The sequence below is a fragment of the Vibrio sp. HS-50-1 genome (assembly GCF_024747315.1).
Classification (GTDB): domain Bacteria; phylum Pseudomonadota; class Gammaproteobacteria; order Enterobacterales; family Vibrionaceae; genus Vibrio; species Vibrio diabolicus.
The window spans coordinates 90,875-114,531 of the sequence record NZ_JAMPZF010000004.1 but is presented as its reverse complement, the minus strand read 5'-3'; the positions used below and the strand labels follow the sequence as shown (position 1 = coordinate 114,531).

Below are 23,657 nucleotides of genomic sequence, written 5' to 3'. Positions count from 1 at the left end.
TGGTGCTCGGTCGATTCGTTTCTTGCTTTCTTACCGTTACAGCTTGTGCAAAATTTCCACGCATTTCTTTGTGACGTCGTCGTACTCTTTTGTCATGTAAGCGGTAGTGATGGCACCTTCTTTCATGATGCAAATAGCATCGAGTAATGATGTGTTGTCTGATTTGAGATAGCGTTGAATTAGCTCACGAACCTGTTTTTTATGGTGGCGGCAATACGTTGCGATCTCGCCGCTGTCGTCACTGAATTCGGCGGACGTGTTGATGAAGAAACAGCCGCGAAACTCGCCCAATTTTTCCTCAGAACCATGAAACCAGCCGTTAAGCGCGGTAAACAACTGGTCGATCACGTCTGTGCTCGATTGTGCTGATGACAGTTTTTCCTCTAGCCACGCCATGAAGATTTGGTGGCGTTGTTCTAGTGCGGCGAGGATGAGCGCTTCTTTGCTCTCAAAATGGCTGTACAGTGTGCGTTTAGCCACGCCAGATACTTTAAGGACTTCATTGATGCCAATGGAGTTGATGCCCTGTTTGTAAAACAGCGACAACGCGGTATCGATCAATAACTGTTTCTTTTTGTTCATAACTACGTCCTCAAAAAGTTCTACAAACACATATTGACAAAGGTAGACAGATTTGTCTATTTTAATTTGTAGACAATTCGGTCTACCTTGAGGTGTTTATGAATAATTTAATTTTATCTTTGGTCGCGGGGCTTGGTGCGACATTGGCTATTGGTGTGTTGTCTTACGCCGAGGTATCTCTTACTGAGGTTGTACTTCTCATGGCGCCATTTGGTGCTACTGCGGTGTTGGTGTTTGGGGTGCCTAGCAGCCCTCTAGCTCAACCAAAAAATGTGATCATTGGTCACTTCATTACGGCATCTATCGGTATTGCGTTTAGCCAATACGTTGAGATCACGCCAATCACGCTGGCGATTGCGACTGGGTTAGGTGTGTCAGCGATGCTGATTACGAAGACAACGCATCCACCTGCGGGCGCAAATCCTATCTTGATCATGGCCTCTGGGCAGGGGTGGAGCTTTTTGTTCACGCCAGTACTGATCGGCGCGGTAGTGATTGTGCTGGTTGGTAAGGCGTTGCAGTTGCTACAGAGTCAGTACTTAACCCCTCGTTTGAACGGTCAAAAGACCTAATTGGGTTGCAAGTAAGGCCGCATTAGGGGATGACCTCTTTTGCGGCTTTTTCTTTTCGTGGATGCTTAAAAATAAAATCTGATTCTCTCTTGGTATTCAGTCGTATACATAAAGATGTTAGTTAAATTGGTATACCACTATGAATAAAATTCACCCCAAGAAGCTATTGCACAGCAAATGGACGGCGACGTCACCTAAAAATAAAGAGAAGCACTTTGTCGTAACAGAAATGGAGCTGGATGAAGAAGGCAATGTTGTGAAATGTGTCATTGAGGCGGTTATGAGTAAACGTGAGCAAGAGATGAACTGGCAAGACCTGAAAGACCCAGAGCTATGGCGGCAGGGCTGGAAGTAATGCACTTTGTTGAATTTTTCCTAGGTTTGAAATCGAAAGATGGTACTTAGCTGATAGGCAACGGTCTGTGTATCTGCTACGTTGAGTTTGTTCGTTATCAACTAAAAAGGAATGACTATGATCGATTTCGACAATTCATCAGTGTTTAAGCTTAAACCCATTGAGGTATCAAAAGTTAGGGAAGATTTTCACAAGTTTCTTATTGATGGCGAGTCGGTATTTGCGGGCTTTAAAACGGTTCGCGACCAAGTGGTGTTTACCAACAAGCGAGTGATTGCGGCGAATGTGCAAGGGATTACGGGCTCAAAAGTGGATTACACGTCGCTGCCTTATAGCAAGATCAATGCATTTTCTATCGAGACGTCTGGTACTTTTGACTTAGATTGTGAAATTGAGTTCTTCATGAGTGAGGTGGGAAGAGTACGTTTTGAAATTAAAGGTTCGTTTGATCTGATTTCTTTCAACCGTATGGTTAGTGAGTATGTACTAGCGTAAGGGAATAGAAATGAGAGCTTCATTGAGAGACAAAATAATAGAGGTCTGTGACAAAAAGATCGAAAGCAAAGGTGAGCAGGTTGGGCTCTCATTTTATGCGTTTTTCGCCAACAAAAATGATGATCCAGAACGGTTGATGGAGGCGGCTACGTGGTGGATTCAGACCCACCGGCTCGACCACTTCGAAAAAGCATTAAAAATCAAATCAATGGTGGAGTCTGGTATCTAAATTAAAAAAAAGAAATAAAGAAAGCAGACAAATGCCAACAACGTCGCGGATAAAACAGGGTAGATAATATAAGAGTCCTGTTTATTGGTTCTTTGAAAGCACAGAGAAACGAGTAAGACGTTGTAGACGACGAGCAGCATACTGATCATGGTCCCACTGTTAAGCGTTAAACTGGACAGCTGAGTTAAGAAAAACGCCAATAAAAGGTAGTCGAAGACAATTAACCATAAAAAGGCTTTCTTCAACAGATCGCGTTTTTTGTTTTCGGAAGGTGTTATGTGCATATAGAACTCAACTAAAAAGTCACAGTAACAGAGGTTTCAGTTAGAAAGGTCACCATCAGGCGAGGTGACCTTTTGAGGTTATAATTGTTGAATATTTACTTCGTTGGTGGCCGTATCACCCGAGTAATTGATGACTTCTTGTCGAATGACTGGTTGGTTAAATTCGGCTTTATCTTTCGCTTTTTGCAGTTCACTTTCTTGGTGGTTACCAAAAAGAGTTTCGAGTACTTTGGCTGCTGGCGTCGTTAAAATGAACAGCTCGATACGGCGGTTTTCGCTTGAATCTGGTTCATCAGGGTTGAGCAGTGCTCTATCCGACATGCCTGTGACCTGCATGACTCGATCATCCGGCATGCCACCTTCAACCAGCGTATTTCTTGCGACATCAGCTCGAGATGCAGATAGCGCCCAGTTTGATTGACGACCAAAGCGTTTTTTAAATGGAATCGCATCCGTATGTCCGCTGATGATCAGTGGGTTGTTCACACGCTGAAATACAGGCGCAAGTGCAAGTAATAAGTCTTCGAAGAAAGGGGTCAGCTCTGCGCCACCACGACTGAACATATGCTGTTTGTAATCATCTTGAAGGACGATACGTAGGCCTTGTGGGGTCACGGTGACGTTGACATTTCCTTGTGCGTTAATCTGAGCGGTCATTCGTTCAATGACTTTCGCCAGCGCTGCAAGTTGCTCCTGAGTATCGAAGTTACCAGGAATCAACGAGTCGATTTCTGGCCCATCGCCGTCACCTCGAAAGTATGAGCTCACCACGTGGTTGGAATTGTGTTTACTTGGCACAGAAGAGTCCTGTGCCAAGTCAATAGGAGAGATACTTTGTGAAGTATCAAATGGATTACCGTAACTCTTGTCGAATACGCTTGAGCTATGTAAGTGGGCGACAATTGCTTTACGCTCTTCTTTGTCTACCACCTGCATAACCCAAAGCACAAGAAACAGCGCCATTAGGGCGATCATGAAGTCAGCAAACGCGACTTTCCACGCGCCGCCATGAGGTTCATCATGGCTGTGTGCTTTGGCACGTTTGAACACTACATGCTCTTGTTTTTGCATTATCCCTCCTGTTCAGCTAACCACTTCTCCATTTGGTTGAATGTTGGTTTGATGTCTAGCTGAATATGTTTACGACCAGCGTCAATGGCGAGCAATGTCGGCTTCTTCGCTACGTAGGCAACCAAGGTTGCGCGTACGCATTCAAAAGCAGTCATATTACGTTTTACTCGCTGAGCCATGGCGTTACTTAGTGGGTCTAAACCACAGTAACAACCGAAAATACCAATGAATGTACCTACGAGAGCTGCTGCAACGTGATAACCAATCATAGCGATTGAGCCATCAATGGCCTGCATGGTGATAATGATGCCACCAACTGCTGCAAGAATACCGAAGCCAGGTAGTGCTTCTGCTGTACGCTGTAGTGAGCGTGAAGGCAAAAGCATTTCGTTTTGGATAGCTTCAATTTCTTGCTCTAGCAGTCCCTCTAATTCATGAGGCGACATTTGTCCCATTGCCATTAAACGTAAATTATCAGTAATGAAAGAAATTAGGCGATGATCCTCAGCAATCGTCGGGTAAGCGAGAAACATAGAGCTCTGTTCTGGCGACTCAATGTGAGAGTCGAGAAACTTATAACCACGGTTGCGCGCTGTCTCAAGCAAGTTATTGAGTAGCGCCATTAATTCCATGTAGTACTCATGCTCTTCTGTCGGGCCTTTGATGGTCGCAGGCACTTGGCGACGCATTTCTTTCAGTACGTGAGGTGGGTTACCGATGATCAAAGAACCAGCAGCAGCGCCAATGATGATAAGGAATTCGGCTGGTTGCCAGATAGCGCCTAAGTTACCGCCGGCCCACATGTATCCACCGAAGACGCACACCAGGATAGTGAGGACTCCAAAAAACTTTTGCATCTTGTGACTCCTAAGAGGACATTAATTGGTTGAGTTGTTTCAGCGCTTGTTTGTGAAGCTGACATATACGAGGTGGTGTCAGATCCAATACCAGAGCTATTTCGTGTAAGTTGAGTTCATGTTGATAGAACAGAGTAAGCAGCAATTGATCACGCTTCGGCAATTTGCCTAAAGCGCTATCTAAACTGCGACGAATATGCTCATGTTCCATGCCATCATATTGCCCGCCAATATAGCTATCACCACTGCTTTCCATCAGTTGGTCAAGGCTTTGCATCTCTCCCGCAAGGGCGGCATTTTGGCGGTTGTAATAGTCCTGCTCATTCGTCCCCAAGGCTTGGATGATTTCTGCATCCGTAGGCATCCGACCTAAAGAGCGTGTGAGATCTCGAGTCACGTCGTTGAGTTCGTGAGCCTGTTGGCGAGTTTTACGTGAGCGCCAATCTAACCGGCGTAATTCGTCTAAAATTGCACCTCGAACGCGACACACGGCAAAGGCAGGGAAATGAGGATCGTCAACATCGCCGTATCGGCGTCCAGCTTCAACTAGAGCGATAAGGCCAATTTGCTGCATATCTTCAATACTACAGTGAGAAGTGGCATGAACACGTAGCTGGTTAACGACGCGTTTCACCATAACTTGATGACGTTGCAGCAGTGCATTTTCGTCAATTGGGCGTGATGGCGTCGTCACTTCCTCTTCTGTGGTATAGGTGTCTTGTATATTCATGTCTAACATGGTTGTGCTCCGTTATTGCACAACATATTTAGTCAACAAAACATCGTCGATTTCGCGAACGATGTCTGTCTTAGCAAAAGCCAGTAAAAGCGTTTGTTTTACTTCGTTTTGCAGAATATCGATGGCACCCGCTTGCTGTAACTCATCAAATGTTTTGTCGCTAAACAATTTTAATAATGAGTTTTGTACCATTGGCATGTACTCATCAATGTCTTTGATGCGCTCAGGACGGCGTGTTTCAATTGCTAGTTCTAGCATGACAAAGTGAGTCTGTTTTTTACCTTTTACGGTCAAAACGACTTTGTCTAAAGGATGGAAGCTAGGACCTTTGCTTGTCGGTTCTTCTGTGACTAAAAATGACAATGGAGAATCATCGATCAAGGAACCAGAGTCAGGTGACTCTTGAGCGTGTTTGTTTAAGTACCAGATTCCGCCCATAATCGTGGCGGCCGAAACGAGGGCGCTGGTGATGATCATGGCGATAAACAGGGCGATCATTTGTTGTTTGGTCATAACCTTTTTCCTCGAGGATTAACTAGGCTTGAGTGTTCAGCCAGTGTTCTGAATAGTTTGTTGTTGTAGTTTGGAATGCACCAGATTCTCGTGCTGCGAAAATAGTGGCGTCTTCTTCATTTGTATGTTGGTCATTGCGACTCTGGCTTTGATCAGAGCCCACGTTGACATCGACATGGACGAAGTTCTGCTCTTGCAGTTCTGTGCGTAGACGCTCAGACACTTGCATTAAAGCTTCTCGTGTTGCGGCTGCATTGGCATTGATGTGCACGCTTAGTCGGTCGCCTTCAACACGTACAAGTAAATCCAGCTTACCTAAATCCGGTGGGTCGAGGCGGATTTTGGCTTCTTGTACATTTTGTTGCGCTTGAAGAGTCACACGGTCATGCAGAACTTGCATCATTTGCTCTCCCCATTTCCCAGCACTGGTGTCAACGCGCACAGCCGCCCACTCAGAGCCTTGAGTTTGAATATGACTCGTGGCAACGGCGGTGTTCGGGGCTTGTGGCGTTGGTGTTTGTCCTTGGAGTGGTGAGGCCGTTGGTTGCCCTTGAGCTGGTTGACTCAATAGGGTCTGAAAGTCGGCACTGGAGATTGATAGACGCGAGTTCGATGACATCGGTTGGCTTTGTTGCACCTCTTGTTGCTTTGGAGAGGTGTTTAGTAAGGCGTTATTTGAGTCTTGTATTGTAGACTTAACATCGTTAGCTACCGATAAAGGCGGAGTTTTTCCGAACTGACCCGACTGCTTTTCTGCCATAGTGAGCATACTCTGGGTTAGAGCCTGAGCTTGCATAGCAAGATCAGGTGATTCTGTTGAACCCAGTGTACTTGTCAGGTGAGCATCTGCTTCAGAAGCCGAGTGTTCGTCAGTATCCAAACCATGAGCATGCGCCTTTTCTTCGCTGTCCAAAGCTGGAGCGGTAAGATGAAAACTCGGCACGGTTGAAGCTGAGGCGAAACCTTGGCCGTCATACTGGCTATGCTCAGACATAGGGTTATGAGAAAAACCGTGTACAGCTCTTGCTTGTTTTATGTTGCCTTCATGGCCAGGTGATGCATTGCCGGATATTTGAGTTGAAGGAGATACGATCATTGAGTTAGCTCCATGGTCATCGCTAATTGATAGGCCATAGCGCGCTCTTGATGGTCATTGACCATGTTCATCTCTTTTTCTAACTCGTTCTTCGACTTTTCTAATCTAGCGAATGCATCAGCATGAACGGTTTTGGCACGTTGAATTTCAGGTGCAAGCTTAGGATCCTTCAAAAAAGGTTTGTGACTGATCAATAGCTCTCGCAACTGCAAGTCATAGCGCTTAAGCGCATGCCAATCTGCTGTTTTTGTAGCGAATTGGATGAGCTGAGATAAATGACGAAATCGCTCTGGCGACACTTTATGCTTGTTGTCCAAAATTCATCCAACCTTCACGAATGTTACCCATTACACGCTCGACATTAACCAAGCGATTCGCATCGTTCTGCACGCTGGCGTAATAAAGCTCAACTTGGCAGAAGTCATACAGCTGGCGTAAGTTTTCAGCAATTTCGCCACCATTCTCATCATCTAGAGCGCTTGTGAGCCCAATCAAGATGTTCATGCATTTGTTGATTCCGTTACCTTTCTCAGCCAAGCGATTCGCAGCCAAATGGCCACGAATACGTTCAACTTCATCAAGTAAGCCATCGATCAACATAATGACTAATTGGTGTGGGTTTGCTGCTGCCGCTTGCGCGTCGAGATCGACTTGTTGGTACGAGTCATAGCCAGAGTCCATAAGCATGAGATATTCTCCTAAAGCCTTAGCCAAACATTGACATGGTTTGGTTCATTTGGGTCATTAATGTATTCATTTGAGTGAACTGTTTTAGGTAACGCTTGTACGACATGTCGTATTTACGCTCTAAAGTAGTTTGTTTATCTGAGATGCGATCAATGTTTGCTTGTAGCGATTCTTTACGAGATTTGAACGCTCCAGAAGAGAATTTGAGGAATGGTTCGACCATAGCATCAATAGAGTCGAGTAAAGCGCCGTCGCCATTGAACATCGCTTCCAAGCCCGCACCGTTGTTTTTTTGTGCCTCGGCAAACTTTTCTTGGTCCACTTTCATTTTGCCATTGCGGTCCAATGTCACACCGATTTCGCTCAAGCGCATGCCGCCGTGCTCACCTCGAACCAGGCTGGTTAACTGGCTTTCAATCGAACGCATAGTTGGGTCGCTTGCCAGAGCGCCTCGCTTTTTATCTTCGCCGCCGATTTGCGTGTGCTCATCAATCGCAGATATCAATGTGTTGTAGGCTTCTACGAACTTATTGAGCTGCTCTTTTGTTGCTTCGTCGTCAGCTCCGATACCCAAACCAATAGCGGTTTCTCCTGAGGTTTGAGCTTTGGTAACGGTAATATCTACGCCATCGATAACACCTTCAAACGTATTGCTTGAGTTTGTTAGTTTTAGCCCAGTTCCTTCTGCTCCTAACCAAATCACAGCATCCTGTGGAGCACTTATCTGATTGAGGTTTGTGAATGCATCTTCAAACCAGGCTTGGCCAGTACCAGACGCTGATACGTTGATTTGGTTAGCAACACCTGTTTCAGTGCTTGAAAGCATAAAGTGAGTCTGGCCGTTTGAGCGCACTAAGGTTGCATTTACACCTGGGTTATCGCTGTCGTTATTAATTGCAGTCGCTAAGTCACTTATTGTTGCTGTACCATCACCGTCGGTATCGACTGTTGATAGATCAAGTGTCATCGTTTCACCGTTGATGGTGAATTCGAGAGTTCCTGAAGTCGGAACCTCTGTAGTGGCGTCAAGGTCTGCAGGCATGCCTGTAGAGACTTGATGTGATGTTGCAACTTGTTCAACGAAAATCTGGTAGCTACCGGATAGCGCTTTTGCGTCAGCATTAGCTGTAAAGTAACCTTCTTGAGAAATGCTTGTTGAGTTTTTAATGATGCTGCTAGTACTGCTGTTCATCTCTTTGAGAGCAGTTCGGAACTCACGCATTGCACTTTCAACTTTGCCCAAGGCAGATAACTGAGATTGGTATTTATCGGCTTGTAGCTGATAGCGCTGTTTAAATGGTTGAACGTCGTACGTAGCCAACTTAGTTGCCATGGATATTGGATCTAATGAACTCACGAGCTTATTCCCTCTCTCATCGGTAATTGGCGTAACTCTATGCCTGGAATATATGTCTTATCGCAAGATACGTGCCCAATTGAAATGAGCTTTTAAAACATAAGCTTACGATGTTATCTGGATTTGAGAGGAAGTAGATTTTCCACCTAGTGTGTTCCGCCTTCCTCTAGAAAACATCTAGTGTTTCCTTATAAGACAAGGCGACTAAAAAACTAAATTATTTAATCCACTTTAGGGGGGAGGGAGTTTAAGTAAACTATCAATAGTGCGGTATTTTAGGTTCTTCCTGCTATTTTATTGGGACTATTCCTACATAGTGGGATGTCGCTTTTTGGTATCTTTAACTTGGTATGTATTTGGTGTTTGTATTTTTCCAACGTTAGTTTAACACTTAGATAAGAACGGCAGAAATGAATGAATTTGTTTTGCGACTGATGAAATGTGCTCGATCTTACGAAACGTTTATTAGTGCTAAGTTACTGAGCAAACAAAATATTAATTCAGATGAACTAGCAAGTATCCTACAAGAAGCGATATCCAAGTTCCCTGAGTTGAAAACATATCAGCAAGGACAGGGAAGCGAGACAGTTGAGTTGGAGCTATTTAATAAAGTGCTTCATAATATAATGCGGAAAATAGGTTTTAGAGTACCGGAAGAGCAACGTGGGAATAAAAGCTATATTTATATTCGCAGGTGATAAAAAAGCCTCCCATAGGGAGGCTTTTTATTTTGGTATATTTTATTTCTAGTTCGTTATTAACGAAGTAGAGACATTGCCATACCAGGTAGCTGGTTAGTTTGAGACAGAACTGTCGTACCAGCTTGCATTAGCATTTGGTTCTTAGTCATGTTTGAAGATTCTACAGCGAAATCTGCGTCCATGATACGGCCTTTAGCAGCAGAAGTATTCTCAACCATGTTACCCAGGTTAGTCATAGTGTGCTCAAGACGGTTGATGTTCGCACCAAATTGAGCACGAGTAGCACCGATATCTTCCACTAGACCAGCTGCGCCACTGATTTTATCAAGAGCTGCTTTCGCTTTAGTTGTATCACCGATACCGTCTGTGATTGCTGCGTCAGCAAGAGTCGCTGCAACTTTCTGGATGCTTGCAGATGCGTCAACATCTAGAGTTTCAGCAGAAGAAGCACCGATTTGGAAGGTAACTGCACCAGCTTCAAAACCACCACCAGTTGCTAGTAGTTTTTGGCCACCAAAAGAGGTGTTGTCCACGATGTTCTTTAGTTCAGCTGTAAGCTGTTTAAATTCTGCGTCCATTGCCGCGCGGTCTTTATCGCTGTTTGAACCGTTCAAAGACTGTGTTGCTAGGTCGTTCATACGGTATGTGATGTTAGTCATCTCATCCATTGCGCCCTCAGCTGTTTGCATCATAGAGATGCCGTCTTGAGCGTTACGCATTGCTACTGACATACCACGCGTTTGTGCTTCTAGACGGTTAGCAATTTGAAGACCAGCAGCGTCATCTGCAGCTGAGTTTACACGGTAGCCTGTGCTTAGACGTTCCATTGCGGTGTTTAGAAGACCGCTTGTGTTGTTCAGAGTGTTTTGAGTTACAAGCGATGCGTAGTTAGTGTGCATTGATAAAGCCATCTTAGTCTCCTTAGTTAGTCACTATATCTTTCAGGCCTCGGGATATTCCCTAGTCACTAACTAGAGGCGGTCGGTCAGCTTTAATGATTAATTTGAAAATTAAAAAATTCCTAAAAAAGATCAAAATTGATGATTTTTAGTGACTTGTATTCCATGAAAATACAGATATAACATCAAATAACCTGAATAAGCCTGACTTAATCAGGGAAGCAGTCATCTATCAATATTGTCGTTCTTCGTTATAAATAAAAAAACAGCGCGAATAATTCGCGCTGTTTTATAAAGATTAATAGTTAGGATTCTGTCATTCCTCACCAAAAGATTGAAAAGAGAGGGAGGTCGGGATGTCACTGAAATAACCAAAGTAATAATTGGCCCCTAACAAGCGATAGCGGTTTAGCTCTGTTTGGCTCGCTACCCGCCCGGCTACCCAAGGGTATTTGTGCTTTCTTAAGAACTTAGCAATCGGTAGGAAAGCATGTCTTTCTTCTTTATCCTCTAATGTGACCGATAGTTTGATCATATCGGGGCTAAAGTCAGCGACTCGTTCGAAGTTCACTTGTGATGTCGCGACTTCAAACCAAAGTGAGTAGGCGTTTTCTCTTAACTTCTCTATCAGCGCTGAGACTTTATCATAGGCGCATAGCGTTTTGTCTGCTTGAAGAGAAGGAATCACATGTTGAAAAGCGGAAGAGTGAAACTGAATCATCTGTTCGAGAAAGTATATGCCTGGTTCCCATAGTAATGCGTCAATTCTTATCGGCACGACGACGTTACTGATTAAGTCGGGGTGAAAGGCTTCTAGCTGAAACTGTGTTTGTCGCAATGCGAGATAAAGACTGAACAAATCTAGGCAGTACTGCATTTGTTCAGAGAGTTCGAATTGATAGACGCTTTGTTCTCCACGCGTGCCAAATCTCAACGTCAGGTGTTGGAATTCTACCTCTCCTGATTGAGTCTCGCGAATGGCTTGGCACGCGTGTTGAATGTCATTGTGCTTTAAAGCATCAAATACTAATTGATCGTCATCCGTGACGATATGTTGTACTGCGAGACCAACCAAATGTTCGTACATCGCATGTGTTGAAATAAGATTAACCAAGGTTTCCTACCACATTGATTTGTTTGTTTTCTGGAATTTCGTTGTAAGACAATACTGCCAGTCCTTGCGTAAATGTGCGTGCGTAACGAGCCAGAAGTGGACGTAACTGAGGCATAACGAGAAGAATCGGAGGTAATCCCTGTTGTTTGAGCTGTTGTCTTATCAGTGGCAAGTTTTGTTGGAACTGACCAAGAATATTCGGCTCAATTGGGAAGCTGTCTAACATTACTGTACCAGAAGATTGTGCTTGTTGTAGCGAAGTCAGTAGCATTTGTTCTAGTTCATCAGAGAGAGCATAGACATTTAATTCGTTTTTCTGTCCCGCAATCAGGTTTACGAGCGTGCGTTTTAGTGCGCAACGCACATCAGATGCCAGTAAAATCGGGTCTTTAGTGTTTTCTGCGGATTCCAACATCGTGTTAGCAATCGTGCGAATATCTTTTAGTGGTACTTGGTCTAGTAACAACTGGCGATATACTTTGAGTTGCTGCGCAGGGTTAAGTGCCGCGGCTAGGGCTTCGGCTAACTTCGGTGCTTGCTGTGTCAAACGTTGCGTCATGGCTTCAACATCGTCGTGCGTAAACAACTCAGCAAGGTTTGTTTTCATTATCTTACTAATATGAGTCGCGATGACCGTGCCATCATCGACCACTTGATAACCCATGTTCAGCGCTTTCGCTTTGTCTTGATGTTCAATCCACACTGCTGGTAATTGGTAAGCAGGATCACTGCCCAAAATACCATCTACTTCACCGTACGTTTCGCCGACTGCAATCGCCATCAAACGTTCTGGCTCGATAAAGCCCTGTTCGATCACTTCGCCATTGAGAGAAATTGTATACTGATTCGGCTTAAGGCTTAGGTTGTCTCGAATACGCACCTCTGGTAATAAAAAGCCGACTTGTTCAGATAGGTTACGGCGCACACCGCGAATACGCTGTGATAAAGGTGCACCTTGTTCTTTGTTGACTAGGTGAACGAGACGGTAACCCAGGGAAAGCGACAACGTTTGAACATGAGGAATATCTTCCCACGTAAGCGGTGTATCGTCCTCTTGCATGGCTTGTGAAAGTGCTTCGACCTCCTCGATTTGGGAGTCTTGCACGGGCTTTTTCGTTTGACGCCAACCCGCGAAAGCTAAAGCACCCGCGAAAGCAAAAAAGGCCAAATGTGGCATGCCTGGTACCATGCCTATCACAGCCATGATGCCTGCGACGGTAAACAGTGTCGCCGGGGTTGCCAGCAATTGTTTTTGCATGGTTTCCGACATGCCATTATCGCTATCATTAATTCGCGTAACGATAATCGCTGCAGCCGTTGCCAATAGAAGTGACGGAATTTGAGCTACTAAGCCATCACCGATTGTAAGTAGTGCGTATGTTTTAAAGGCGTCAGATGCTGCGAGTCCATGCTCAAAGACGCCGATGCTGATACCACCAATGATGTTGATAAACAGAATAAGCAAACCAGCGATAGCATCGCCTCGCACAAACTTTGAGGCACCGTCCATCGAGCCATGGAAATCGGCTTCGTTAGCGACTTCTTTACGACGCAATCGAGCGGTTTCCTGATCGATAAGACCGGCATTTAAGTCGGCATCAATCGCCATCTGTTTGCCCGGTAAGGCATCCAAAGTAAAGCGCGCTGACACCTCAGAGATACGTTCGCCACCTTTGGTAATTACGACGAAGTTGATGATCATCAAGATAACAAACACCACCATACCAACGACGTAGTTACCGCCAATAACGACTTCACCGAACGCTTGGATGACTTTACCTGCCGCATCCCCCCCATTATGTCCTTCTAGGAGTACGATTCGTGTGGAAGCGACGTTCAGTGTAAGACGCAATAATGTCGCGACTAACAAAATTGTTGGAAAAACTGAGAAGTCTAATGGTCGCTTTGCGGTAGTGCTGACCAGCAATACTAGGATTGCCAAGACGATATTGAAGGTAAACAACGCATCCAATAGCAGGGGAGGCAAAGGTAAAATCACCATTGCCAAAATCATTAGCAAGACAATTGGAATGCCAATGTAGCCTTTGGTTGATGTTTGAAGTTGTTTTAACCGGTTAAGCATACTTTCGTGTCCTTGGATAAACGCGGGTTAATCAGTGCTGCAAATGTTTTGGAATCGAAAAATGAGGCAAAGGAGTTGGCTCTTTTCCTTCACCTTTACGGAAGGCTTTCAATTGCAAAACGTAAGTAAGAATATGTGCCACGGCAATGTACAGTTGGCTTGGGATTGCTTGTTCAATCGCCGTGGTGTGATAGATCGAACGAGTCAACGGTGGTGAGTTGATGATCTCCACCTTGTTTTCTCGGGCGATTCGTTGAATGTGCATGGCAGTTTCGTCTACGCCTTTTGCAACCACAAATGGAGCATCAGAAAGTGAAGGTTCGTACTTCAGAGCGACAGCGTAGTGAGTTGGGTTAGTGATGATCACGTCAGCCGTTGGTACCATCTTATCGATTTTACGGCGTGCAAACTGCTGTTGAATTTGACGGATTCGCTGCTTTACTTCTGGGCGGCCCTCGTTGTTCTTGAATTCCTCCTTCAGCTCTTGTTTGGTCATACGCAGCTCTTTTAGGTGCTCCCAACGTTGGTAGGGAATGTCTACAACACCAAATAACAACAACGCAAACCCCATCAACAGTAAGCCTTCAAAGAGAATAGACATCACGAGGGAAAAGCCTTGGCTTAAAGGTAAGTTTTGCATGCCTAGCAGAGGCTGTAAGTGGTTGTCTAAATAGCCATATAAGATGCCGAAGATAACGGCTACTTTGAACGTGGACTTTAAGAGTTCAACCACTGAGCGTGTCGAAAAAATGCGCTTTATCCCACTTAAAGGATTAATTTTGCTCAGCTTTGGCATCACGTTCGCTGGACGGAACATCCAACCGCCTAGCACAAGGCTACTACCACAGGTCACGATAATAATGACGGTAAACAATGGTAATAGCATGTCGATGATGACCGCTAAACTTTGTCCCAATTGCTCGACAAGTTGTTTAGGGTTTTCTAGGTCGGCTCGCGTCAGCATCATGTTGTAGCGAAAGATACCCGACATGCTTTCCCAAATACTATTAAGCTGAGAGTAAAAGTAGAGCGCTACCGCTAGAAATATCACCGCAGTAGTAAACTCTTTTGCACGAGGAATTTGTCCTTCCTGACGTGCTTTTTTTACTTTCTGCGGCGAGGCTTTTTCAGTTTTGTCCTGAGACGATTGATCGCTCATGCGCCCCCCAACATAAAGTTACTCAAGTGTCTGATGGTGTCGTGTACAAGCGCGGTGTAGCGACCCGGCACACCAGATACTGAAATTAATACGCTGAACAGGCCAAGAAGCATCGTCATTGGAAAGCCTAACGCATACACGTTGAGTGAGGGGGCGGCGCGATTCATCACACCAAAACTGATGTTGGCTAAGAGCATTGAAACAATAGCAGGCAGCGCTAGTGCTAAAGCAGAGGCAAACATCCAACCGAAAATATTTACAACGCCTTGCAGAGAAAGCGATGTGATGCCAGAACCGACCGGCCACACGACAAAACTTTGAATCACGATATCAATGACGAGCAAGTGTCCTTCTAGCGCGAGAAATAACAAGGTTGAAAATATAAGAAATATGCGGCCCAAAATGGCGACAGAAAGTCCGTTGATAGGATCATTCATCATTGCCATACCCAATCCCATTTGCAGAGAAACGACCTGACCAAGCATGGTGAAAACGTTAAAGAGCATGTGCAAAATTAGCCCAAACATCACGCCCCAAATCGCTTGCTCAAAAGCAAGGAATAGAGACGTCATGGAGAATAATTCGACTTGTGGCATTGGTGGCATCAATGGTGCGGTAATCACGACGATCGAAAGTGCCAGTAAGGTACGGATCCAAACGGGAATGATTGCATCACCAAAGAAGGGCATCGAAATAAATACAGCTCCCACACGAAAAAACGGCCACCAGAGTTGACCGAGTATCGCTGAGAGCTCTGCAAATGTGATGGCCATTAGCCAATCATCCCCGGTATGTTGTGGAATAAGAAATCAAACAGTTCCATGATTTTTCGGAGCATCCAATGACCCGCAAAAATCACCATCAATAGCGTAACGAGCAAACGTGGTAAAAAGCTGAGTGTTTGCTCGTTGATTTGTGTGGCGGCCTGGAAAACGGCGATACACAAACCGACAATTAAGCCAGGAACAACCAGTACCGCAACCATCAAAATGATCAGCCATACTGCATCGGAAAATAACGTTACGGTTAGTTCAGGGGTCATAGCATGCTCCTATTTAACCGAAACTGGCAGATAATGTGCCAACCGTCATTGCCCAGCCATCCACGAGTACAAACACCACCAGTTTAAAAGGGAGTGAAACAATCAAAGGCGATAGCATCATCATACCCATTGCCATGAGCACACTGGCGACAACCAAGTCGATAACCAAGAAGGGGATGAAGAGCATAAAGCCAATTTGAAAGGCGGTTTTTAGTTCACTGATGACAAACGCAGGCAAGACAACCGCAAAAGAAATATCTTCAACGTTTTGGTCGAGTGGTTCATTGGCAATACGCAGCATTTGCTCAAGAGAGCTTTGATGAGTTTGTGCCAGCATGAACTCTCTCACTGGTTTCTCTGCTACAGAGAATGCTTGTATTAGCGTGATTTCACCATTGTCATACGGTTGAAATGCATTTTCATGAATATCGCTCCAAACAGGTCGCATGATCAGCAAGGTCAATGCCAAAGCAATCCCAACCAATACGCGGTTAGGAGGGCTTTGTTGAAGACCAAGGGCTTGGCGCAAAATCGCGAGGACGACGATAATCCGAGTAAAGCTCGTTGCCATCAGAATGAATGCTGGAAGAAAACTGAGCGCCGTCATCAACAACAGAATTTGCAATTTAACGCTGTATTCTTGCTGTGTGTCGCCATCAGAAACGGACAGGATAGTTAAGCCGTTGTCAGCCGCCATGGTTGGGAAAGCAAACAAAAGTGACACCAGTACCAAAAGAGGTAACCAACGGTGCCAAGCGCTCAGATTTTTCATTGTGATGCCTACCTAAGATTATTGACCAACGCCACTCAATGCAGAGTCATGTACATCGATCAGACGAAGTCCGTACTTATCATTAACGACGACGACTTCAGCGTGACCCATTAGAGAGCCGTTTACCTTTACGTCTAAAGGCTCACCATTGAGCTTTTCAAGTTCGATAACCGTGCCTTCTCCGGCTTTCATTAAGTCCCCAAGTGGGATTTCTTTGCTTGCAACTTCCAGCGTGACAGTGACGGGAATACTTTTGAAAAAGCTAAGATCACGTTCCGCAGTTGCTGGTTCTTGTTGGAGCGTACTTTCAGCTTCAAAGTCTTCTAATTGAAAATCGTCAAAGTTCAATTCTTCTGCGTCGAATGCATTCGTTTCTGGCGCTTCGCTCATCGCTGCGGTTCCTTATCAGGGTTAAAGATCAAAACAAGTTGGCCGTCTTGCTCAGCAATACGACCTGTAAATAAAGATTGGTTACCAATGCTGACTGGAACCGTATTAAGAAGCTCAATTGGTAAAATATCGTTAGGTTGTAAGCCAACAACGTCGCTCAACGGCATCTTCTTTTTACTTAAAACAACATTCAGTCGAACAGGCGTTGCCTCTAAAGAGCGACAGAATGGTTGGTACAAATCCGTATCGGGCTGCAGTTCAAGCTGCTCGATCAGCGTTTGAATAAGGTGGCTATCTAGTTTGAGATGAATTGAGCCTTGGTGATCGTCAAACGCGATGTTTAATTGCACGTTAATTCCAATCCCTCGGGGCGCTTCGTACTCACCCATTTCCCACATCTCACCAGGTGCAAGCCAACCAATAATGATACGACTGATTCGCTCTTGTAAGCGGAGGTCACTTGCTGTCAGTGTTGTTGCTGAACGCTCAGTGCTGGCGCCATAGAACCGATCTGCCAGTTTTATTAACGTGTGAGAATCTCCATGAACAAATACCATGCCGCCTTCTTGGTGTTGATAGGTTGACGTTTGGTCTTTATCCATTTTTATCGGTGTAAAGCGATGCAAGTCTACAGAGGTTAAGCTAGCTTCCACTTTACTCGTACTGAGCCAATTTTGTAATTCAATCGTAAGGCTGGAACAAGACTCTGAAATCAAGCCTTCAAGCTTTTCACGAATGATATGAATAGGTTTGCCTAATAATTCTACATCAAGTAGTTGAATATCAGAAATAGGCTCGCTAACTCTATTTTCCATTTATATTTTACCGTGCGTTAACAATCGAAACTGTTTTAACTTAATGGCGTGTAGTCTACACAGAAATTTTAATGATCTTTTAGTTTCAAACTCTAAGATTGTGACTTTAGTTCACATGTTGCCTTGAGCATATAGTCTTAATCTTTTAATAAAATTTAAAAAGGGTTAGTTTCCTTTATAAATTGCTTAATAAGAAAATATAAAAATATTAAGCGTTTTTAGTTGTTATTAACTTTTTAAAACCATCTTCATGGTGTAACGGCTAATTTAGATAATTAAAATATAAGGCATTGTTTTTAAAGCTTAAATCTTGATTTTAAAGGTTTAGCTATGCTCTTGTGAGTATTTTGTAACCAGTTTCAATATTCAGAATAGGTAATTAACATGATTAGCTATGCCAGTTATCACGGCTTAGTGGCATATTTAATTAAATTGATAAGGTCATGGAATTGTAAGATATACATGAACCCTAACGGTTTAATAAATTGTAAAATATTTATTTTTGTCAGTTTGCTAGTGTCTAAGGTGACATATTCAGGTGAAGTTGTGACCATCCCCATGGACCTTTCAAAGTGGACATATAAAGGAAATAACTTTGAATGCAACTTATTGCACTCAAGCACGCCGTATGGGAAGTTTTATTTCCGTTCGGAACCTAACAATAAAACTTATTTTATTTCCGATATACATTATGAAAATAATAAATGGAAAACGATTGCTCTAATAAGTCAAAGTGCCCCTTGGTCTAGTGAGCTTTATAGAAAAGAGTTTGCTACCCTTGATTTTACTAAGCCATCCCAACGATTTGTCTTCAGCAAAGGTGCTGATGAACTCATGGATTTAATTGCTACTGGCAATTGGGTGACGTTGTCACTAAAGGGAAGTAATGCTTCCTCTTCGTCGGAGATTGTGATTCCGACTATTCAAATTCAAAACGCGCTCAAGTCATTTAATGCCTGTCGAGCGCGTTTGCCTAAGCTTTCGTTTTCAGAGGCACGAAATCTTGTTCTGTCTTTTGACTTTGGTCAGAAGGCGCTCAGTCGTAAGCAGCAAGAAACGCTCGCAGCGCTAAATAGCTATGTATCTGTTGATGATCGTGTGACCAAGATCTTAATTGATGGCCACACCGATAACGTTGGTTCTAGCTTGGCGAACCTTTCAGTATCACGTACTAGAGCAGAGCAAGTTGCCGAGGCCTTAGTTGAACTTGGTATTGATAAATCGATGATCGAAACAAGAGCGCATGGTTCTCGTTACCCAATTGCCAGCAATAGTTCGACGAAGGGCCAAGCGAAAAATCGACGTGTAACGTTGCGCCTAGTTAGAGATAACGAGCGAACGGCAGTGAAACACCACCCTGATGTACAACAACAAAATCAACAAACGAAAGTTAAGGTTCAATGATGACGAAAACGAAAATTTTGTTGGTTGAGCCGAATGAAGCTCTTGCTCAACCAGTATTGGATGTGTTGCAAAATGCAGGTTACACCGCAAAACACACTCGTACTGGCCGAGGCGCATTACTTGAAGAGCGAGCAGAAATCACTCTTGTGAGCTCTACTTTACCGGATATGTGTGTCCGCGAGTTTGTTGCTTGCCACCAAAAGCAACGTAACTCTGGTGTTGTTATCGCTATTGTCGATCAAGAGCAGGGAATCTTGGCGGCTGAGATGATGAAATCGGGAGCAACCGATTATCTATTACGCCCATTTGAAGCGAATCAGCTGCTCAATTTACTGAAGCGCGTTGAAGCGTTAGGTAAGCCAATGGCCAACATTGTTGCGGAATCTTGGCGAAGCAAGCAGGTACTGCAATTGGCGCATCGTGCCGCTTGCACCAGCGCCAGTGTGTTAATTACAGGCGAATCGGGAACGGGTAAAGAAGTGCTGGCTCGATATGTGCATGAGCACTCTCCACGTATTGATGGTCCATTTGTGGCGGTTAACTGCGCCGCCATTCCAGAGTCGATGCTAGAAGCGGTTCTATTTGGTCATGTAAAAGGTGCCTTCACAGGAGCGACTAACTCTCAAAGCGGTAAGTTTGAAGAAGCGAATGGCGGGACGATTTTGTTAGATGAAATCGGTGAAATGTCCCCTGCAGTTCAAGCCAAGTTATTACGCGTTCTTCAAGAGCGTGAAGTGGAACGCGTAGGCAGCCACAAGGCGGTGAAGCTTGATATTCGTGTTATTGCGGCAACCAATAAAGACTTACGTGAAGAAGTTCAAAAAGGCACATTCCGTGAAGACCTTTATTACCGATTGGATGTTTTGCCTCTGCACTGGCCGCCTTTGCGTGAAAGAAAAGAAGATATTTTACCGATCAGCCAGTTCTTTATTGAAAAGTATCAAGATAGCAGTCGCTGTCATCTATCCCAAGATGCGATCAGTGCGCTGAGTCAGTATCACTGGCCAGGCAATATTCGCGAGTTGGAAAATGTCATTCAGCGTGCATTGGTCATGCGTCATGGTGACTACATTACTGCCCATGATCTGATGCTGCCTATTGAACTTGTTGCGCCAGTTCCATCCGCTGAGCCAGCTTCAAGCTTTGGTCATGTAGAAGCGAAGAAGCAGGCCGAATATCAATTTATTTTAGAAAAATTACGTCAGTTTGGTGGAAACCGAACGAAAACCGCAAACGCGCTTGGAGTATCAACTCGAGCGCTACGCTACAAACTCGCAGCCATGCGAGAACATGGTATTGATTTACAGTCGGCACTAGGCTCGGCTGCCTAATAGGAGAAAAAATAGATGGCAAGTCAACCTACTCATGCGGTCTCGGCAGAGCAACTTATGTTGTCAAAAATGCAGGCGATGCAGGCACAAGTGCAGCCGCCAGAGTTTATCGTGAGTGCAAATCCTTTAGATCAACAATCACTAAACGCACCATTATCGTTCTCACAAGCGATGACAAATGTGTTGGATACAGTGAATCAACATCAATCAGTGGCTAGTCAAAAAATGACGGCCGTAGAAACAGGAAAAAGTGATGACCTAGTTGGTGCGATGGTCGCTAGCCAAAAAGCCAGCTTATCATTTAATGCTTTGATGCAAGTGCGCAACAAAGTCGTGACCTCATTTGAAGATATTATGAAGATGCCGGTGTAATTCATGTCAGAACTAACCCCCCAAGTCGCCGGAAATACAGCCATGACCTCCGGCTCAGCACAGACATTTTCTACTGCGAATAGCATGGACGATGTAACAACGAAGCTGAAGCAAATCTGGTCGAGTAGCCAGAGAAACCTAGTGTTATCTGCCGTACTCGCTGCGATTGTTGCGGCAATCATTGTGGTCGCTCTTTGGAGTTCCTCACAAAGCTTCCGTCCACTGTATAGCCAACAAGAACGTTTTGATATCGGAGAGATTGTCTCGGTATTAGAAAGTGAAGGTGTGAGCTACCGTATGCAAGAGCAAAATGGCCAAGTTCTTGTGCCAGAAGGCGAAGTTGCGAAAGTTCGCATGTTGCTTGCGTCAAAAGGTGTTAAAGCCAAACTGCCGACAGGTTTGGATTCGCTTAAAGAAGACAGCTCTCTCGGTACAAGCCAATTTATGGAAACGGCGCGTTACCGTCATGGTTTAGAAGGTGAGTTAGTACGCACTATCATGTCTCTGAATTCAGTGGCGAATGCGCGTGTTCACTTAGCTATTCCTCGTCAAACCTTATTTGTTCGTCAAAACAGCGAGAACCCTTCAGCGTCAGTGATGCTTGAGCTGAAACCTGGCGAAGACCTCAAGTCTGAGCAAGTTGAAGCAATCATCAACTTAGTGGTTGGTAGCGTGACGGCGATGAAGCCTGAATTTGTATCTGTTATCGACCAATATGGCCGTTTACTCAGTGCAGATGTTGCTTCGGCGGAAGCAGGTAAAGTCAATGCAAAATACCTTGAATATCAAAAGAACGTTGAGAAGCAGATCATTCAACGCGCAGCAGACATGCTTACGCCAATTGTGGGTCCGAGTAACTTCCGTGTGCAAGTCGCTGCTGATATGGACTTTAGCCAAGTTGAAGAAACGCAAGAGATTTTGGATAACGCACCTGTCGTACGTAACGAGCACACCATTCACAACAACTCAGTTGACCAAATTGCGCTAGGCGTACCAGGTTCTCTAAGCAACCAACCGCCGGTAACTGGTGAAGAAGTAGAAACGAACGATAGCCAAAACACCAACGCACGCTCTGAAGTAAACCGTCAGTATGCAGTGGGGAGTAGTGTTCGTCGTACTCAATACCAACAAGGTCAAATTGAGAAAATGAGCGTGTCGGTACTGTTGAACTCGAAAGCCTCTCCGGATGGTGTTGCTTGGAGTGAAGCAGATAAAGAGCAGATTTCAAATATGATCATGGATGCTGTCGGTATTTCTGCGGCACGAGGTGACAGCTTAAGCTTGATGAGTTTCAACTTCACTCCAATTGAAATTGATGCGCCTCCTGCGCTGCCGTGGTGGCAAGACCCTACAGTACAGCAGCCAATACGTTACGTTATCGGTGGTTTGTTAGGCTTGGCGATGATCTTCTTCGTACTACGCCCATTGATCATGCACCTCACAGGCGTTGATAAGCCAGTACCAGAGTTAGACTTTGCTGAGCCGCAAGAAGAGCCTGATTACGACAACCTGCAAACGCGTGAAGAGCGTGAACATGAAGAAGTGCTTGATCGCCGTCTATCAGAAAAAGGTATCTCAGCCTCTTCCGGCTTAGATGTAAACAGCGACATGCTGCCTCCTGCCGGTTCGCCACTAGAGATTCAATTGAAACACCTACAGCTTATTGCCAATGAAGAGCCAGAGCGCGTAGCCGAAATACTGAAACAATGGGTAAACATCAATGAACACAGTTCCATCAAAGCAGACGCTTAGTTATGTAGAACAAACCGCGCTCGTGCTATTAGGCATGGGCGAGGATGCCGCTGCGAAGGTTTTACAGCACTTTAGCCGTGATGAAACCCAGCGGGTGACTCGTGCAATGGCGAAGTTGAATGGCATTAAGAGCGATTCCGCTCGCGGCGTTATTCAAACTTTCTTTGAAGACTTTCGTGAGCACAGTGGCATTCGTGGAGCTTCTAAAGAATATTTGTCCAATACGCTACGTAAAGCATTGGGTAATGATTTGGCAAAAGGGCTGCTGAATACGTTGTATGGTGATGAAATTCGCAACAATATGCAGCGCTTACAGTGGGTGGAAGCAGAAACGCTTGCTCGTTTCATTGTGAATGAGCACCCGCAAATGCAAGCGATTTTTCTTGCCTATTTGCCAGCCGATAGCTCTTCAGCGGTGTTGAAGCACCTGCCACAAGATTACCATGACGAAATCTTGTTCCGAATTGCTCAGCTGCAAGACATCGATCATCAAGTTGCTATTGATTTGCATGAGCTCGTTGAGCGCTGCATTGAAAAAGTATCTGCAAGCCAAAGCACACCGCTATCTGGTGTCAAGCAAGCTGCTGACATCATTAACCGCTTTGAAGGTGATCGCGGGTCGTTGATGGAAATGCTGAAGTTGCATGATGAAGATGTCGTTAATGCCATTGAAGAGAATATGTTCGACTTTATGGTTCTTGGTCGTCAGCGTGAAGAAACCATGGACATGCTGGTGCAGCAGATCCCACTAGAATTGTGGGCGGTTGCACTTAAAGGTTCAGAAATTACGTTACAGCAAGCCATTAAACGTTCTATGCCTCAGCGTATGGTGAAAGCACTGGAAGACGATATGGAAGCGCGCGGGGCTGTTGCGCTAAGTCGTGTTCAAAAAGCGCGTCAAGACATCATGCAAATGGTGCGTGAATTGGATGAATCTGGTGAAGTTCAGTTGCTTCTTTATGAAGAGCCAACGGTGGAGTAACGTC

The 23,657-nt window shown here is 44.7% G+C and carries 29 protein-coding genes; 10 read left to right on the top strand and 19 right to left on the bottom strand.

Annotated elements, in window-relative coordinates:
* Positions 1-36: 36 nt before the first annotated feature.
* Positions 37-582, bottom strand: coding sequence for a TetR/AcrR family transcriptional regulator (locus tag NDJ01_RS03745; RefSeq protein WP_080535357.1), 546 nt, complete (start codon positions 580-582; stop codon positions 37-39).
* A 98-nt stretch (positions 583-680) separates the two neighbouring features.
* Here NDJ01_RS03745 and NDJ01_RS03740 point away from each other — a divergent pair, with 98 nt between their 5' ends.
* The 4 genes from NDJ01_RS03740 to NDJ01_RS03725 all read left to right on the top strand — a co-directional run bounded on the left by NDJ01_RS03740 (position 681) and on the right by NDJ01_RS03725 (position 2,233).
* Entirely contained in the window at positions 681-1,154 is a 474-nt protein-coding gene (locus NDJ01_RS03740; protein ID WP_006741990.1) for an HPP family protein, read from the top strand.
* Positions 1,155-1,293: 139 nt separating this feature from the next.
* On the top strand, positions 1,294-1,509 hold the full coding sequence (locus tag NDJ01_RS03735) for a TIGR02450 family Trp-rich protein (protein ID WP_047009614.1): 216 nt from the start codon (positions 1,294-1,296) through the stop codon (positions 1,507-1,509).
* A 117-nt stretch (positions 1,510-1,626) separates the two neighbouring features.
* Complete coding sequence (locus NDJ01_RS03730; protein ID WP_005396583.1) at positions 1,627-2,004, top strand: PH domain-containing protein; 378 nt, start codon at positions 1,627-1,629, stop codon at positions 2,002-2,004.
* 10 nt (positions 2,005-2,014) lie between these two features.
* On the top strand, positions 2,015-2,233 hold the full coding sequence (locus tag NDJ01_RS03725) for a DUF6500 family protein (RefSeq protein WP_104970449.1): 219 nt from the start codon (positions 2,015-2,017) through the stop codon (positions 2,231-2,233).
* Here the strand turns inward: NDJ01_RS03725 and NDJ01_RS03720 are convergent.
* The 9 genes from NDJ01_RS03720 to fliD all read right to left on the bottom strand — a co-directional run bounded on the left by NDJ01_RS03720 (position 2,230) and on the right by fliD (position 8,837).
* Positions 2,230-2,517: a hypothetical protein gene (locus NDJ01_RS03720; RefSeq protein ID WP_031780567.1), complete on the bottom strand. Its 288-nt coding sequence runs from the start codon at positions 2,515-2,517 to the stop codon at positions 2,230-2,232. The two genes, NDJ01_RS03725 and NDJ01_RS03720, sit on opposite strands and share 4 nt — an antisense overlap.
* A 78-nt stretch (positions 2,518-2,595) precedes the next feature.
* Positions 2,596-3,588: a flagellar motor protein MotB gene (locus NDJ01_RS03715; RefSeq protein WP_104972922.1), complete on the bottom strand. Its 993-nt coding sequence runs from the start codon at positions 3,586-3,588 to the stop codon at positions 2,596-2,598.
* Positions 3,588-4,445, bottom strand: coding sequence for a flagellar motor stator protein MotA (gene motA, locus NDJ01_RS03710; protein WP_005396580.1), 858 nt, complete (start codon positions 4,443-4,445; stop codon positions 3,588-3,590). Before motA ends, NDJ01_RS03715 begins: the two co-directional genes overlap by 1 nt.
* 10 nt (positions 4,446-4,455) lie before the next feature.
* Positions 4,456-5,184 carry a FliA/WhiG family RNA polymerase sigma factor gene (locus NDJ01_RS03705; RefSeq protein WP_005396579.1) on the bottom strand — a complete coding sequence of 243 codons (729 nt, stop codon included), beginning with the start codon at positions 5,182-5,184 and terminating at the stop codon, positions 4,456-4,458.
* Positions 5,185-5,196: 12 nt separating this feature from the next.
* Entirely contained in the window at positions 5,197-5,697 is a 501-nt protein-coding gene (gene fliL, locus NDJ01_RS03700) for a flagellar basal body-associated protein FliL (RefSeq protein ID WP_005398533.1), read from the bottom strand.
* A 22-nt stretch (positions 5,698-5,719) separates the two neighbouring features.
* Entirely contained in the window at positions 5,720-6,793 is a 1,074-nt protein-coding gene (locus tag NDJ01_RS03695; RefSeq protein WP_258586263.1) for a flagellar hook-length control protein FliK, read from the bottom strand.
* Positions 6,790-7,110, bottom strand: coding sequence for a hypothetical protein (locus tag NDJ01_RS03690; RefSeq protein WP_005398525.1), 321 nt, complete (start codon positions 7,108-7,110; stop codon positions 6,790-6,792). Before NDJ01_RS03690 ends, NDJ01_RS03695 begins: the two co-directional genes overlap by 4 nt.
* Complete coding sequence (gene fliS / locus NDJ01_RS03685) at positions 7,094-7,480, bottom strand: flagellar export chaperone FliS (RefSeq protein WP_005375014.1); 387 nt, start codon at positions 7,478-7,480, stop codon at positions 7,094-7,096. The genes NDJ01_RS03690 and fliS overlap by 17 nt, the downstream gene beginning before the upstream one ends.
* Before the next feature lie 19 nt (positions 7,481-7,499).
* On the bottom strand, positions 7,500-8,837 hold the full coding sequence (fliD, locus tag NDJ01_RS03680; RefSeq protein ID WP_104970451.1) for a flagellar filament capping protein FliD: 1,338 nt from the start codon (positions 8,835-8,837) through the stop codon (positions 7,500-7,502).
* A 410-nt stretch (positions 8,838-9,247) separates the two neighbouring features.
* Here fliD and NDJ01_RS03675 point away from each other — a divergent pair, with 410 nt between their 5' ends.
* Positions 9,248-9,535, top strand: a complete 288-nt coding sequence (locus tag NDJ01_RS03675) for a hypothetical protein (RefSeq protein WP_053807552.1) — start codon at positions 9,248-9,250, stop codon at positions 9,533-9,535.
* Between the two features lie 59 nt (positions 9,536-9,594).
* On the opposite strand, the gene lafA is transcribed toward NDJ01_RS03675, so the two are convergent.
* From lafA to NDJ01_RS03630, 9 genes are all read right to left on the bottom strand, one after another.
* Positions 9,595-10,449: a lateral flagellin LafA gene (lafA, locus tag NDJ01_RS03670; protein ID WP_053807553.1), complete on the bottom strand. Its 855-nt coding sequence runs from the start codon at positions 10,447-10,449 to the stop codon at positions 9,595-9,597.
* A gap of 304 nt (positions 10,450-10,753) precedes the next feature.
* Positions 10,754-11,524 (bottom strand): EAL domain-containing protein, encoded by a 771-nt coding sequence (locus tag NDJ01_RS03665; RefSeq protein ID WP_046875750.1) that lies wholly within the window; start codon positions 11,522-11,524, stop codon positions 10,754-10,756.
* 19 nt (positions 11,525-11,543) lie between these two features.
* Positions 11,544-13,634, bottom strand: coding sequence for a flagellar biosynthesis protein FlhA (flhA, locus tag NDJ01_RS03660; RefSeq protein WP_006741984.1), 2,091 nt, complete (start codon positions 13,632-13,634; stop codon positions 11,544-11,546).
* A gap of 31 nt (positions 13,635-13,665) precedes the next feature.
* Entirely contained in the window at positions 13,666-14,793 is a 1,128-nt protein-coding gene (flhB, locus tag NDJ01_RS03655; RefSeq protein ID WP_006741983.1) for a flagellar biosynthesis protein FlhB, read from the bottom strand.
* Entirely contained in the window at positions 14,790-15,566 is a 777-nt protein-coding gene (gene fliR, locus NDJ01_RS03650; protein WP_006741982.1) for a flagellar biosynthetic protein FliR, read from the bottom strand. Before fliR ends, flhB begins: the two co-directional genes overlap by 4 nt.
* On the bottom strand, positions 15,566-15,835 hold the full coding sequence (gene fliQ, locus NDJ01_RS03645; RefSeq protein ID WP_005375036.1) for a flagellar biosynthesis protein FliQ: 270 nt from the start codon (positions 15,833-15,835) through the stop codon (positions 15,566-15,568). The genes fliR and fliQ overlap by 1 nt, the downstream gene beginning before the upstream one ends.
* A gap of 13 nt (positions 15,836-15,848) precedes the next feature.
* The gene (gene fliP / locus NDJ01_RS03640) at positions 15,849-16,607 is read right to left on the bottom strand and encodes a flagellar type III secretion system pore protein FliP (protein ID WP_005398045.1); all 759 of its coding nucleotides are present in this window, start codon (positions 16,605-16,607) and stop codon (positions 15,849-15,851) included.
* An 18-nt stretch (positions 16,608-16,625) separates the two neighbouring features.
* Entirely contained in the window at positions 16,626-16,997 is a 372-nt protein-coding gene (fliN, locus tag NDJ01_RS03635; protein ID WP_005398044.1) for a flagellar motor switch protein FliN, read from the bottom strand.
* Positions 16,994-17,812, bottom strand: coding sequence for a FliM/FliN family flagellar motor switch protein (locus NDJ01_RS03630; protein ID WP_074190374.1), 819 nt, complete (start codon positions 17,810-17,812; stop codon positions 16,994-16,996). Before NDJ01_RS03630 ends, fliN begins: the two co-directional genes overlap by 4 nt.
* 384 nt (positions 17,813-18,196) lie before the next feature.
* Here NDJ01_RS03630 and NDJ01_RS03625 point away from each other — a divergent pair, with 384 nt between their 5' ends.
* The 5 genes from NDJ01_RS03625 to NDJ01_RS03605 are packed head-to-tail and all read left to right on the top strand — an operon-like array spanning position 18,197 to position 23,653.
* Entirely contained in the window at positions 18,197-19,216 is a 1,020-nt protein-coding gene (locus NDJ01_RS03625; protein ID WP_257889536.1) for an OmpA family protein, read from the top strand.
* Entirely contained in the window at positions 19,216-20,547 is a 1,332-nt protein-coding gene (locus tag NDJ01_RS03620; protein ID WP_258586262.1) for a sigma-54-dependent Fis family transcriptional regulator, read from the top strand. The genes NDJ01_RS03625 and NDJ01_RS03620 overlap by 1 nt, the downstream gene beginning before the upstream one ends.
* A gap of 15 nt (positions 20,548-20,562) precedes the next feature.
* The gene (fliE, locus tag NDJ01_RS03615) at positions 20,563-20,919 is read left to right on the top strand and encodes a flagellar hook-basal body complex protein FliE (protein ID WP_005375045.1); all 357 of its coding nucleotides are present in this window, start codon (positions 20,563-20,565) and stop codon (positions 20,917-20,919) included.
* Positions 20,920-20,922: 3 nt separating this feature from the next.
* The gene (gene fliF / locus NDJ01_RS03610) at positions 20,923-22,671 is read left to right on the top strand and encodes a flagellar basal-body MS-ring/collar protein FliF (RefSeq protein WP_031780427.1); all 1,749 of its coding nucleotides are present in this window, start codon (positions 20,923-20,925) and stop codon (positions 22,669-22,671) included.
* Positions 22,640-23,653, top strand: coding sequence for a flagellar motor switch protein FliG (locus tag NDJ01_RS03605; protein ID WP_005394839.1), 1,014 nt, complete (start codon positions 22,640-22,642; stop codon positions 23,651-23,653). Before fliF ends, NDJ01_RS03605 begins: the two co-directional genes overlap by 32 nt.
* The last annotated feature ends 4 nt before the right edge of the window (positions 23,654-23,657 follow it).